Below are 13,831 nucleotides of genomic sequence, written 5' to 3' on the forward strand. Positions count from 1 at the left end.
AATAAAAAAACAAAACTAAAAGGAGATAATTATAAATGCCATATATTACAGATGTACTAGCACGTGAAGTTTTAGATTCTCGTGGTAACCCAACTATTGAGGTAGAAGTATTTACAGAATCAGGCGCTTTCGGACGTGGAATGGTTCCTTCAGGTGCTTCAACTGGTGAACATGAAGCCGTTGAATTACGTGATGGAGACAAAGACCGTTATTTAGGTAAAGGTGTTACTAAAGCAGTTGATAATGTTAATAATACAATTGCTGAAGCAATCATCGGTATGGATATCCGTGATCAAATGGGCGTTGATAAAGCGTTGATCGAATTAGACGGAACACCTAATAAAGGTAAATTAGGCGCTAACGCTATTTTAGGCGTGTCAATTGCTGTTGCTCGTGCAGCTGCTGATTATTTAGATCTTCCTCTATACAGATATTTAGGTGGAACAAACACTAAAGTGTTACCAACACCAATGATGAATATCGTTAATGGTGGTTCTCACTCTGATGCACCGATCGCATTCCAAGAATTTATGATCTTGCCTGTTGGAGCTCCAACATTCAAAGAAGCTTTACGTTGGGGAGCTGAAATCTTCCACGCACTTAAAGCAATCTTAAAAGACCGTGGACTAGAAACTTCTGTTGGTGACGAAGGTGGATTTGCTCCTCGTTTCGAAGGAACTGAAGACGGTGTTGAAACAATTCTTGAAGCAATCAAAAAAGTAGGTCTTGAACCAGGTAAAGATGTATACCTTGGATTTGACTGTGCTGCTTCTGAATTCTACGAAGACGGCGTATACAACTATGCTAAATTCGAAGGTGAAGGCGGAGCAAAACGTTCTGCTGCTGAACAAGTAGATTACCTTGAAGAATTAGTAAACAAATATCCAATCCTTTCAATTGAAGATGGTATGGACGAAAATGACTGGGATGGTTTCAAACTATTAACTGAACGCTTAGGCGACAAAGTTCAACTAGTTGGAGATGACTTGTTCGTTACAAACACTGAAATCCTTAAACGTGGTATCGACAACAACATCAGTAACTCTATCTTAATCAAAGTTAACCAAATCGGTACATTGACAGAAACATTCAATGCAATCGAAATGGCTAAAAAAGCTGGTTACACTGCCGTAGTATCTCACCGTTCAGGTGAAACAGAAGACTCAACAATTTCTGATATCGCAGTTGCAACAAATGCTGGACAAATCAAAACTGGTTCATTGAGCCGTACTGACCGTATCGCTAAATACAACCAATTATTAAGAATCGAAGACCAATTAGGCGACTTAGCTGTCTACGAAGGCTTAGATGCATTCTACAACCTAAAAAACAAATAATTTAATCTTAATTTAAAGATTAAATCAGTTTAGTATTACTGGTTGAACCTGTAATTACTCAGACTTTAACCCCTTAATCTACGTTTTCTATAGTAGATTAAGGGGTTTTTTTGTTAAACTGTAAAACGATAACTATAAAAATCAGGTGCAATCGTTTAAAGATTACTATAAAATGAGAGGGAAATCATATTGGGCTGAAGGTGGAAGGAAATAGAATGATAAATAAAAAGGCACAAAGGTACATAATGATCCATATTTTATTGATGGGGTGCATATTAGGGGCAGCTTCTGGTATAGGCAATCTATTTATTGAACTAGGATTTCCTGAAACAAATGTGGTTATTATTTATTTATTGGCGGTACTGCTCATTTCAAGGTTTACTTCGGGATATGTCTATGGAATCCTGGCAAGTCTGATAGCGACTATTTTATTTAATTATTTGTTTACAAGTCCCTATTATACGTTAACAGTGGATAATCCGAGTTATCTATTAACTTTTATCATTATGACGACTGCAGCAATTATTACGAGTACATTAACTTCTAGGATCCAACTCAATACACTAAAAGCACAAGAAAAAGAAAACGAAACAAAGACTTTATATAATTTAACAAGCCGCTTAACCGATACACTTGAAATTAAAGAAGTTGCCAGCATCGCAATTCAATCAATAAGTCAGGTGTTGAATACAAATGTCGGCTGCTTATATTTTAATGAAAATGGGAATCCCAGTGATTTCTTTTTACAGCAAAAATCGCCAACTCAACAAACTACTGAATATATTACGGATGAAAATAATATAAAAGAAAAAGTTCAAGGAACAAGGCGAGGGTTTTACATTGATGCGAATTATTACTATTGGATTATTTATGGACAAGAGAATGTATTAGGATTAATCCGAATCTCAACAGAAGTTGCCGAGCAGATTACGGATGCCCAAAAAAGAACTTTACTATCAATGATTGAGAATACTGCATTAGCGATGGACAGGATTTATTTATCCAAGCAAAGGGCAAGATCAAATGAAGAAACGACCCAAGAACGGCAGAAAGGGGATTTGCTGAGAGGGATCTCTCATGATTTGAGAACACCTCTTTCTGGAATCATAGCAACTGCTGAGATGTTATTAAGTATGACGGATGATAAAGATGTGAGATATTTAATGATCAAAGACATTCAAGAAGATACGGTTTGGCTGCATTCCCTAGTCGAGAATGTCTTGAGTTTAACAAGACTACAAAATGGAAAGCTTTCTCTGGATAAGAAATCAGAAGCTTTAGAAGAAATAATCGATGAGTCGATTCGTTTTGTAACGAAAAGGTTTCATGGATATACTATTTCAGTAGAAATGCCCCAAGAAATGGTATTAGTACCAGTAGATTCAAAATTAATTCTACAAGTATTTATTAATTTACTAGAAAATGCCATTAAACATTCTGTAAAGGAAAGAGAAATTCGAATAATCGTTGAAAAGGATTTGAAGCAAAATAAAATTCAAGTTACGATTGCAGATAAAGGTGAAGGGATTATTGAAGCAGAGCTACCTAATATTTTTGAACCTTTTTATACTTCTAGGGCAAAACATGTCGATTCAAAAAACAGGGTTGGTTTAGGTTTGACAATTTGTGAAACAGCTATACTAGCGCACGGTGGTACAATAACTGCTCAAAACCGCAAAGATGTCTCTGGAGCAGAATTTATATTTACTTTGCCATTAAAGGGGTAATGAAATGGGTCAATTGCACGAAAAGATATTAATTGTAGAAGATGATATACAAATAAGAAAGTTTTTAAGTTATATATTGGAGAATGAATCCTTTGAGTATAAAACGGCTAGTTCAGGTAAAGAAGCTATGAATAGCTTAATTTCTGAAAGTATCGATATGGTTATTTTAGACCTGGGGTTACCAGATATTGATGGTCTTGAGATCATTAAAAAAGTACGTGAATGGTCTGAAGTCCCTATTATCGTAGTCTCTGCAAGAGATCAAGATCAGGAAAAGGCTCAAGCTTTAGATGTTGGTGCAGATGATTATTTGACCAAACCTTTTTCAGCAACAGAACTATTAGCCCGTATTCGAGTGGGATTTAGACATTATTATCGCATGAGTTCGACAAAAACACAATCAGAAATAGAAGTAGGCCATCTGAAAATAAATTTCGATAAAAGGATAGTTTGCTTAAAGGAAGAGCCTATTCATATTACGCCTATGGAATATAACCTATTGGCACTATTTTTCAAGAATATTGGAAAAGTATTAACAACTAAATTTATCTTAAAGGAAATCTGGGGAACAGCTTATGGAGAGGACACCCAAGCGTTAAGGACAATGATGGCGGGCCTGCGAAGAAAGATTGAAGCAAATCCTGCTCAACCACAATATATTATCACAGAAATTGGTGTCGGCTATAGAATGATTGAACAATAGAATAGAATAGAAAAACGATCTGCTTTCGGGCAGGTCTTTTTTTATGCAAACTCACAAAAAGCTAACGAGTATAGCAGCATCCTCACACTATCCTCACACCTAAGCAGTTAAAATTTAGTTATAGAAAAGTTGTAGAACAATTGGAGGGTCAAGAAATGGAAAAATTGATTTCTATAAAAGACAGGCTTTTACTAGATGATTTAAGTAGAGAAGTAAAAGAAAGCATAGATATGCATCAGTTTGGTAAAGCAGAAGAACTAATCAGACAAGCACTTAAAGATTTTCCACATGCGCCACATCCCCATAATCTATACGGGATTCTCTTAGAGAAAAAAGGCCATAAGCATGGAGCTATGAGCCATTATCGAGCTGGTAATGCACTTGAGCCTACCTTTAAGCCAGTACGGTATAATCTTTACCGTTATGGTGAATTTAATGCAAAAAAAAGACCCGCTTACTTCGAAGACGACTGTAAGGAATTAGACTAATTAAATTAGGAGAATGATGATGAAACTATTTAATGCAGAACAAAAAATGGATCGGTTAAATTTAATTATTGGATCAGGGCGTTTGGGCGCAAGCTTAGCAAATGATCTTTCTGACCAAGGAGAAAACGTTGTGGTTATTGATAAAGGTAAATCTGCTTTTAGAAAATTAGCTCCTTCTTTTGGGGGGATGACGATTACAGGAGATGCAACGAATTTGGCGGTATTAAAAGAAGCACAAATAGAAAAGGCTTCTGTTGTGATTGTTGTAACAGATGCAGATACGATCAATATTATGATTTCACAGATGGCAAAAGAAATTTTTAAAAAAGAAAACGTGATTTCCAGATTATATGATCCGGAGAGAAAAGCGGTATATGATGGATATGATATTCAGCTTGTGTATCCCGCAATCCTGTCCGTCAATGAAATCAATCGTCTATTAACTGAACAACAGAGTAGGAGAGGAGAAGGCTAATGAAAAAGCATATATTGCTAGTTGGCGGGTATAATAAAACAATCTCTATGAGTCAATCATTATTAAAAAAAGGATATGAAGTAACGGTAATCAATAGCAACTACGATCATTGTCAAAAAATGGCAGAAATTCCTAAATTGAATGTTATTTTTGGCGATGGAACAAAGCCCTTTGTTTTACAAGAAGCTCAAATACAAACAGTCGATATTGCGATTGCTTTAACTCAGAAAGATGAAACCAATCTTGTGATCTGTGAACTCTGCAAAAAGAAATTTGAAGTCTATAAAACGGTCTCTTTAATTGATGATCCTAAGAAAATAAAATTCTTTTATGCAATGGGGGTTGATTCGGTTGTTTCAGCGATCAATGCCATCACTAATATTGTCGAGCAACAAGCTTTGATTGATGAGATTACAACAGTTATCCCAGTAGGAGAAGGGCGCATAACCATTGCCGAAGTCAAAATCCCCATGAAAGCTAAAACAGTAGGGAAGAAGTTATGGGAGATTGATTTGCCTAAAGAAGTGATTATCGGCTGTATATTAAGAGATGAAGAAAGCATGGTACCCAGAGGAGATACTAGAATTCAAGCCGGTGATGAATTGATTTTAATCTCATCCGATAAAAAGGAAAAAGCAATTAAAGAACTAACAGGAGAGATTTGATATGAACTTTAAATTTAAAGAGTTAAATAACATTGGAAAGTTAATGATAATTATTGGAACATTAACATTGGTTCCTTTGGGGATGATTCCTTTTTACCCTCAAGACAGTGTTTATAGTATGTCTTTTATTATTCCATCCCTTTTCTCTATCTTAGGAGGATTGGTTGTTGGGAAAAAGTTTAAGTCTCAGAGTACAGAAATAGATTTTCAGTATATGAATCAAACGGGAAGTCTAATTGTTCTTTTTGCGTGGTTCTATGGCTTCTTCATGGGTGCTTTTCCTTTTTACTTGTCCAATCAGCTAACGTTTATTCAGTCTTTATATGAAGCAGTCAGCGGCTGGACAACTACAGGATTATCTGTAATGGATGTCAGTGTCACTCCTCCAATTTTTCTATTTTACAGGAGTTTTATGCAATTTTGTGGAGGGTTAGGATTCATGATGATGATGATTATGTTGATACAAGGAAAAGAATCAATGAGCCTTTATAATGCAGAAGGGCATACAGATCGTTTGATGCCAAATATAAAAAATACAGCACAAGTCATTTTTAAGATGTACAGTTTCTTTTTAGCAATAGGAACGATGGTTTATATACTTTTCGGAATGCCTATTCTGGATAGTCTCTTACACGCAATGTCCGCGCTCTCTACAGGTGGATTTTCAACAGAAGTAAATAGTATCGGAGCCTATGAAAGCTTAAAAATAGAAGCTGTAACGATTATGTTAATGGTAATTGGAACGACTAACTTTGCTGTACTATTGTTACTAGCTAGAAGAAAATTCAGTCAGCTCATCAAGGTAAGTGAATTAAGATTTTTTGGACTGATTCTATTGGTATTTTTACCATTACTATCCTTTTCTATATTTTCTGAAATGTATATGGGATTAGGGGAAAGTTTCAGACATGCTTTGTTTAATATTGTTTCAGCTCTATCTACGACTGGATATTCGACAACGACGTATGATACTTGGCCTGCTGCTGGTATTGGTATCATGATCATAATGATGGTTATAGGTGGAGGATTAGGATCAACTGCTGGAGGGTTGAAACTGACTAGGGTTTATCTAATGTTAAGGATTTTAGGTCTTAATATCAAAAAAAGAGTTTCTTCCACTAGAAGAGTTAATACTGCCTATTATCAGACAGCCCAAGGGAAACAAGAAATTGATACTTCCTTAATGACAGATACTATCGGGTTTATTACTTTTTATATATTAATTTTATTAACTGGAGGAATCCTAATTACGTGGACGTCTGGTGCAACATTGACAGAAGCCATGTTTGAGTTTGCCTCATCTTTAGGAACAGTCGGATTATCTATTGGACTTACAGGTCCTAGTACAGATTATGGTACCTTAATTATTCAAATGTTCGGAATGATTTTAGGCAGATTAGAAATCTTTATCATACTGGTTGGTGCCTATTCAGGGATGTATTCTTTAAAACATAAATTTAGAAAGACAGCATAAAATACTTTTCAAATCAAAGACTTCTTACCATCAGATACCTACATTGATGATAAGAAGTCTTTTGTACTATACTCTAATTATGTTTTCGTAAATCTTTTTTTTCTGTAACAAGTTCAATCGTTGAATGGGTTACATTATAACCTTCTAACTGTTCGCGTACCTGGGCTTTAATTTTTGATGCATCTTTCATATGTTCAGAAGAAACGAGTAAAGTGACTGAAAAAGCATTCTCTTGACCATCAATAGACCAGAAATGAAAGTGAGAAAAATCATCAATCTCTTCGATTGTCAGGATATTGCTTTCGAGTTCATTCAAATCTACGCCTTCCGGCACACTTTCAAGAAAGATCGTTAAAGTATGATAAAATTTCGGAACAGCTTGTACAAAAATATAAAGCGCAATACCAATGGATAGCATAGGATCTAATATATATAAATTTGAAAACTGCATAATAATACTGACGACAAGAACACCTATCCATCCAAGAACATCTTCTAACATATGCAAATTCAAAAAGCTTTCATTTTCAGATTTTCCTTTGCTCATAAGCCAAGCAGCATAACCATTAACTACAATTGCAAAAATCGAAATCCAAAGCATACCTGATGAATTAACAGGTTGTGGATCAAAAAGCAGAGGAACACTTCTAAAAGCTACTAGAATTGATCCTGCTAATAAAACAACTGCTGTAATCAAAGCACCTAGTAATGAAAACCGTTGATAACCAAAACTAAATTTATCGTTGCTTTTTTTGGTAGAATATTTCTGGAAAAAAAAGGCAAGACCGACTGAAACAGAATCTCCTAGATCATGTACAGCATCTGATAAAATAGCTGAACTATTGAAAATAAAACCAAAAATAAATTCCAGACCGGAAAATACAAGGTTTAATATAAATACAATACCGATATTTTTGACGGTTTGATCGTTTTTAGAAGCTGATTTTGATTGATGGTGATTTTTATTTTGATTAGGCAATTCGATTCCTCCTATATATAATGTATAGTATACTAGTAGTAGCCAATTTCTTATACTCATTATACTTTTCTTTAATCAAGGAATAAAATTATAGGAACTACAGAAATTTATTAAGAAGGAGAAAAGCAGTATGCTTGAAACATTTAGTTCATTTCATCCCGTTTTACAAGCTTTAATAGCGGGCCTTTTTACTTGGAGTTGTACAATATTCGGCTCTGCATTTGTTTTCTTATTTAAAGATATCAACCGTAAATTTTTAGACGTCATGAATGGTTTTGCAGCAGGCGTCATGATAGCTGCATCATTCTGGTCACTATTAGCCCCTTCTATCTCCAATGCGGAAGATAGCGGATATGGTATCTGGGCTTTTGTGCCAGCTGCTGTTGGCTTTATGATGGGAGGGTTTTTCTTAAGGTTGATTGATGTAGTGATTCCGCATTTACATTTGAATGAACCGGAAGAAAATAGTGAAGGACCAAAAACAAAAGCTTCCAAGAACTTGCTTCTTTTTCTAGCGATTACCATACATAATATACCAGAAGGTTTATCTGTTGGGGTTGCATTTGGAGCGGTGGTAGCAGGAGCAGCAAACGGAGATGCCTTTTTGAGTGCTGTGGGCTTAGCTATTGGGATCGGAATCCAAAACATACCAGAAGGGTCTGCTTTATCTATGCCGATTAGAGCAGCAGGCACCAGTAGACTTAAAGCATTCAATTATGGACAGCTTTCAGCGATTGTTGAACCAATTGCTGCGGTTATCGGGGCAGTGGCAGTTATTTCAATGGCAGCCATCTTACCGTATGCATTAGCATTTGCAGCCGGCGCTATGATTTTTGTCGTAGTTGAAGAGTTGATCCCAGAATCTCAGACAAATGGGAATAAAGATATTGCAACCTTATCCTTGATGGTTGGATTTGTGATTATGATGGTTTTAGACGTTGCATTAGGATAACTCTAAAATAGAATAGATCAATAGCTGGTACAGAGGGATTCCTAAATATGGAAATGACAATCCCTCTAGTAATACAAAAACGTTTGTGCTATATTAAGTAGTGAGAGACTTATGAAAGGGAGGTCAATTCCGATATGTATGATATATTATTAGGATTTATGCTCGTATTATCAGTATTTATTATAATCGTAGTTGCAATGCAGCCAACTAAAACGCAGAATGCGTCAAATGCCTTTTTAGGTGGTGCTAGTCAATTATTTGGAAAACAAAAAGCAAGAGGATTTGAAGCTGTTTTGATTAAAACGACAATCGTCTGCATTGTACTTTTCTTTGTTATTGCTTTAGCCCTAACTCGATTCTTTTAAGTAATTTAAAATACAAACTGATAAGGAGCAAATCCACAGTACCCGAGCATGGGGATCCAGCATGCTTAAGCGGACGATGGAATTGCTCTTTTTATTTTGGTTAATCAGTAAGCAATAGGTATGAGATTAGTAGGTATTGTATTTTGGTATTAAAAAAGGATCAATTAAGGTAAAATAAAGATATAGAGTTAAGGAGTGAAAAGAATGAGAGATAAAACAATTTTTTTTGAAAAAGGCCCACGAGCTGTTTTACTTTTCCATGCATTTACAAGTACTCCAAATGATGTGAGAAGTTTAGCACGTGCACTAGAACGAGCTGATTATACCGTCTATGCACCTACTTTATCTGGTCACGGAACAGATAATCCGGATGATTTATTTGATTACGGAATTGAAGACTGGAAAAAAGATGGGGAAAAAGCCTATGAATTTTTAAAAGAAAAGGGATATAAAGAGATAGCTGTTTTCGGCTTATCATTAGGGGGGATTGTAGCCACACATCTAATGTTAACAAAAGATGTTTTAGCAGCAGGAACGTTTTCTTCTCCAGTGATAGATAATCAAGAGAGTCATGTTCCAGAAAACTTCATGACTTGGTATGAAAATCTAAAAGAGCAAGCAGGGTATTCTAGAGAAGAAGTTGCTGGATTAAAAACAGCGGCAGAACCTCAATTGAAAATAATTCTAACAGGACTAAACGATTTTATTCAAACGATGGTACCGCAATATAAAAATGTCAAAGGAAATGTATTTATAGGTCAAGGCGGAAGAGATGAAATGATTAATCCTCATCAATCTGGTGAGTATAGAGACGCCTTAATCAATGCAAATGTAGATTTTCATTGGTATGAAGAAGGTCCGCATAGTATTACAACGGGGCCAACAGGTAAACAATTACAAGTAGATTTATTATCATTCTTATCTACATTAGAATGGAATGGAGGCAATACATGAGTAAGGAAATGAACGAGGAAGTAAACGAAGAAATAGAACAATTAAAGCAAAAAGTTTTAACCTTTATTGAAAAAAGTGAATTAAACAGTGTGGAAGTCAATGATATCAGTGAAGGACTAAACAGTACGGGCTCTAAAGATTTTAAAAAACTGGTCAATGCCATAGCAGAATTAGAACGTGAAGGGAGAATTATACTGACACAGCAAGGGCGATTTAAACTTAAAGAGGCAGAACCAGTTATGCAAGGCGTATTTAGCGGAACAGATAAGGGTTTTGGATTTGTTCCGATTGAAGAATTTGAAGAAGATATCTTTATTCCACCTCATGAAACAAATTCTGCACTAAACGGCGACTTAGTCACTATTGAAGTTACAAAAGAAGCTGTTCCTTGGAAAGGCAAAGGACCTGTGGGAAGAGTATTAGAAGTAGTCGAACGCGCAACGAAATCACTTGTAGGAGAATTTCATGCCTATACAGACGATGAAGTAGAAGAACGTGGACTATTTGGTTACGTTCAGACACAAAATAAAAAGTTGCCAAGTATGAAACTTCAAATTACGGCTAAAGGGATACGACCTGTTGAAGGCAGTATCGTTCAAGTAGAAGTGACAAAGTACCCGAGATCAAGTGAAGAAGATATGTATGGAATTATCATGCGTACAATTGGACACAAAGATGAACCAGGTATCGAGATTTTAACCATTGTAAACAAATATGGCATCCCTTCTGAGTTTCCAAAAGAAGTTATTGAAGAAGCAGAAGCGGTACCGGAAAAAATTGCTGAAGAAGACTTAGCTGGCAGACGAGATTTGCGAGATGAAGTCATCGTAACGATTGATGGAGCAGATGCAAAAGATTTAGATGATGCTGTAGTCGTTAAGAAACTTGAAAACGGACATTTTCACTTAGGCGTTCATATTGCAGATGTTTCACATTATGTAACAGAAGATAGTGCAATGGATCAAGAAGCATTTGAACGAGGCACGAGTGTCTATTTAACAGATAGAGTGATTCCAATGCTGCCACAGAGACTATCTAATGGAATTTGTTCTCTCCATCCAAATGTTGATAGATTAACACTTAGTTGTGAGATGGAAATTGATGCTTCAGGAGACGTGGTCAGCTACGAGATTTTCCCAAGTGTCATTAGATCTTATCGTCGAATGACTTATTCAGCTGTAAACGATATTTTGATGGAAAAAGATCCAAAAGCGATGGAGGAACATGCTGATCTTGTAGAACATTTTGAGACGATGGGCGAACTCCATCATATCTTAGAAAAGAAAAGAGAACAGCGCGGATCGATTGATTTTGATTCAAAAGAAGCAAAAATCGAAGTCGACTCTGAAGGAAATCCAACAGATATTGTCATTCGTGAACGAGGTATTGGCGAGCGATTGATTGAATCATTCATGCTTACAGCCAACGAGACTGTATCTGAATATTATGCAAAACAAGATCTGCCAATTCTTTATCGTATCCATGCGCGTCCAGATGAAGCTAAAATGCAGCGATTTCTCGAATTTGTGACTAGTTTTGGAATTAATGTAAAAGGAACAAAGGACAGTGTTTCGCCTAAAGATTTACAAGCTGTAATGAAGGAAGTTAAAGGGAAACCAGAAGAAATTGTGGTTAGTATGCTGATGTTGAGATCAATGCAGCAAGCTAAATATGACGTAGATCCTATTGGACACTACGGATTAGCAGCTGATTATTATTCTCACTTTACTTCTCCAATCAGACGTTATCCAGATTTGATTTTGCATCGTTTGATTCATTACTATGATGAAGTAGCTAAAGACGAGAAAGCACGGAAGCGTTGGGAGAAAAAACTCCCTGAAATCGCGGAACATAGTTCCAAAACGGAACGTCGTGCCGTAGATGCTGAAAGAGAAACAGATGAATTGAAGAAAACAGAATTTATGGAAGGAAAGATTGGCGAAGAATTCGAAGGTCTAGTTACTTCTGTTACAAACTTTGGCATGTTCGTTCAGTTACCCAATTCTGTTGAAGGATTAGTTCATATTTCGAAAATGAATGATGATTATTATGAGTTCAGCGAACGTGGACTATTGTTGATTGGACAACATACAGGTAAGATTTTCCGCATCGGAGAACCTGTAAAAGTCAAACTGGTAGCAGCGAATAAAGAAGGGTATCAGATTGACTTTGAATTGGCTGACTTACCAGAAGGTGAAAAACCTAAGAAAAAGAAACACGATAAAAAAGCTGATCGTAAAAATCAGCATACACAAAAAAGAAAAACCAAGAAAAAAAGAACAGGCAAACGCAAGCAATAGCCTGAGACAGAAGGAGGGTGATCTAGGTGCCTAAAGGTGAAGGCAAGCTGATTGCTCAAAATAGGAAAGCAAGATATGAATATAGTATATTGGATACGGTTGAAGCTGGGATCGTACTCAATGGAACAGAAATAAAGTCTATCAGAGCTGGAAGAATCAATCTGAAAGATGGCTATGCAAGTATCCGAAATGGTGAGATGTTCTTATATAATGTGCATATTGCGCCATTTGAAAAAGGGAACCAGTTTAATCATGATCCATTAAGAACACGAAAATTATTGATGAAGAAAAAACAAATTGATAAATTCGTTGGAGAAGTGAAACAAGGCGGAGTAACAATCGTTCCATTAAAAGTCTATATAAAAAATGGATATGCTAAAGTGCTTATCGGATTAGCAAAAGGTAAGAAACAATATGATAAGCGTGAATCCATTAAACGCAAAGATCAGAAACGACAAGTAGAGCGTGCATTAAAAGACTATCGCTAATAAACCAATAAATACCAGAGCATCTAAAACGGCTCTGGTATTTATTTATATATTCATAATCTATAAAAAAAAACGATTAATTTTTCTTATGATAGAGGTACATTGTAATAGGAGCAAAAATAATAAGCAAAGTGCCAGAAGCTGTAAGGGTCCAGAAAATATCTGAGAGCATAACATTTCCATGCATTAAGCCTCTTACTGCATCAACAAGAATAGTTATTGGATTAATATGAACAAATAGTTCCAAAGAATGAGGCATTGTCTCTGGATCTACAAACGCACTGCTTAAGAATGTGAGTGGGAAAATAACCATCATTGCAATAGTCATTAAAGCGTTTTCGGATTTTAAAACCAAAGCTAATACATTCCAAATCCAGGATAAACAAAATGCAAAGACTAGCAATAAGGCCACTGCAAAAATCAGTCCAAAGAATCCGCCTTGGGGTCTGAAACCTAAGATCATTGCAAAAATAATCATTATAATGGAAGCGATCGTGTAGCGTAAGGTATCAAACAACATTGCACCAACTAATGAAGATGGAGACCAGATCGGTAAGGTCCGCTGTCGATCAAAAAAGCCTTTTTGGATATCTTTATTTAAATCGAGTCCAGTATACATCGTGATTTGAGTCACTGCTTGTACTAAGATTCCCGGCAAAATGAATTGAAGATATTCTTGAACGGAACCCGCAATGGCGCCTCCGAAAAGATACGTAAACAACAGTAAAAATAAAATGGGCATAGCTGTAATATCCAATAAAGCCGTCGGTGCATGCTTCGTTCTGAGAAGAGCCCTCATGGCAAAAATTCTTACAGAAGTAAAAGAATTAGGGGGCGATGGCCGCTTTTTAGAAATGATAGTCTTCTGTAAGCGATCTTGACTAATCGACTGATTCTGATCCATAAAAATCCTCCTTATATAAA

Annotated in this window: 14 protein-coding genes; 12 read left to right on the forward strand and 2 right to left on the reverse strand. The window is 36.0% G+C overall.

The genetic code is table 11. The annotated features are described in order from the left end of the window. The first annotated feature begins 35 nt into the window (after positions 1-35). The 7 genes from eno (at position 36) to BLT22_RS03110 (ending at position 6,869) form a co-directional block, all read left to right on the forward strand. Positions 36-1,337: a phosphopyruvate hydratase gene (gene eno / locus BLT22_RS03080; protein WP_087057483.1), complete on the forward strand. Its 1,302-nt coding sequence runs from the start codon at positions 36-38 to the stop codon at positions 1,335-1,337. A 215-nt stretch (positions 1,338-1,552) separates the two neighbouring features. Beyond that, positions 1,553-3,064: a DUF4118 domain-containing protein gene (locus tag BLT22_RS03085; RefSeq protein WP_218127230.1), complete on the forward strand. Its 1,512-nt coding sequence runs from the start codon at positions 1,553-1,555 to the stop codon at positions 3,062-3,064. 4 nt (positions 3,065-3,068) lie between these two features. Next, positions 3,069-3,767 (forward strand): response regulator, encoded by a 699-nt coding sequence (locus BLT22_RS03090; RefSeq protein WP_091760579.1) that lies wholly within the window; start codon positions 3,069-3,071, stop codon positions 3,765-3,767. A gap of 155 nt (positions 3,768-3,922) precedes the next feature. Further along, positions 3,923-4,255, forward strand: coding sequence for a hypothetical protein (locus tag BLT22_RS03095; RefSeq protein ID WP_091760581.1), 333 nt, complete (start codon positions 3,923-3,925; stop codon positions 4,253-4,255). A 19-nt stretch (positions 4,256-4,274) separates the two neighbouring features. Further along, positions 4,275-4,730, forward strand: coding sequence for a potassium channel family protein (locus BLT22_RS03100; RefSeq protein WP_091760584.1), 456 nt, complete (start codon positions 4,275-4,277; stop codon positions 4,728-4,730). After that, positions 4,730-5,395 carry a potassium channel family protein gene (locus tag BLT22_RS03105; RefSeq protein ID WP_091760587.1) on the forward strand — a complete coding sequence of 222 codons (666 nt, stop codon included), beginning with the start codon at positions 4,730-4,732 and terminating at the stop codon, positions 5,393-5,395. Before BLT22_RS03100 ends, BLT22_RS03105 begins: the two co-directional genes overlap by 1 nt. Position 5,396: 1 nt before the next feature. Continuing rightward, complete coding sequence (locus BLT22_RS03110) at positions 5,397-6,869, forward strand: TrkH family potassium uptake protein (protein WP_091760590.1); 1,473 nt, start codon at positions 5,397-5,399, stop codon at positions 6,867-6,869. Positions 6,870-6,942: 73 nt separating this feature from the next. On the opposite strand, the gene BLT22_RS03115 is transcribed toward BLT22_RS03110, so the two are convergent. Continuing rightward, positions 6,943-7,848 carry a cation diffusion facilitator family transporter gene (locus BLT22_RS03115; RefSeq protein WP_236048840.1) on the reverse strand — a complete coding sequence of 302 codons (906 nt, stop codon included), beginning with the start codon at positions 7,846-7,848 and terminating at the stop codon, positions 6,943-6,945. Positions 7,849-7,978: 130 nt separating this feature from the next. Between BLT22_RS03115 and BLT22_RS03120 the strand changes: the two genes are divergently transcribed. The 5 genes from BLT22_RS03120 (at position 7,979) to smpB (ending at position 12,907) form a co-directional block, all read left to right on the forward strand. Further along, a complete protein-coding gene (locus BLT22_RS03120; RefSeq protein WP_091760596.1) occupies positions 7,979-8,800 on the forward strand; it encodes a ZIP family metal transporter in 822 nt (273 codons plus the stop codon). Positions 8,801-8,934: 134 nt separating this feature from the next. Continuing rightward, complete coding sequence (gene secG / locus BLT22_RS03125; RefSeq protein WP_087057480.1) at positions 8,935-9,165, forward strand: preprotein translocase subunit SecG; 231 nt, start codon at positions 8,935-8,937, stop codon at positions 9,163-9,165. Between the two features lie 204 nt (positions 9,166-9,369). After that, positions 9,370-10,119: an alpha/beta hydrolase gene (locus BLT22_RS03130; protein ID WP_087057479.1), complete on the forward strand. Its 750-nt coding sequence runs from the start codon at positions 9,370-9,372 to the stop codon at positions 10,117-10,119. Continuing rightward, the gene (gene rnr / locus BLT22_RS03135; protein ID WP_236048839.1) at positions 10,116-12,419 is read left to right on the forward strand and encodes a ribonuclease R; all 2,304 of its coding nucleotides are present in this window, start codon (positions 10,116-10,118) and stop codon (positions 12,417-12,419) included. Before BLT22_RS03130 ends, rnr begins: the two co-directional genes overlap by 4 nt. 26 nt (positions 12,420-12,445) lie before the next feature. Beyond that, complete coding sequence (smpB, locus tag BLT22_RS03140) at positions 12,446-12,907, forward strand: SsrA-binding protein SmpB (RefSeq protein WP_087057478.1); 462 nt, start codon at positions 12,446-12,448, stop codon at positions 12,905-12,907. Positions 12,908-12,983: 76 nt separating this feature from the next. Here the strand turns inward: smpB and BLT22_RS03145 are convergent, their stop codons facing one another. After that, positions 12,984-13,811 carry an ABC transporter permease gene (locus BLT22_RS03145; protein WP_091760599.1) on the reverse strand — a complete coding sequence of 276 codons (828 nt, stop codon included), beginning with the start codon at positions 13,809-13,811 and terminating at the stop codon, positions 12,984-12,986. Between the last annotated feature and the right edge of the window lie 20 nt (positions 13,812-13,831).

The organism is Marinilactibacillus psychrotolerans, assembly GCF_900101525.1.
Taxonomy (GTDB): Bacteria; Bacillota; Bacilli; order Lactobacillales; family Carnobacteriaceae_A; genus Marinilactibacillus; species Marinilactibacillus psychrotolerans.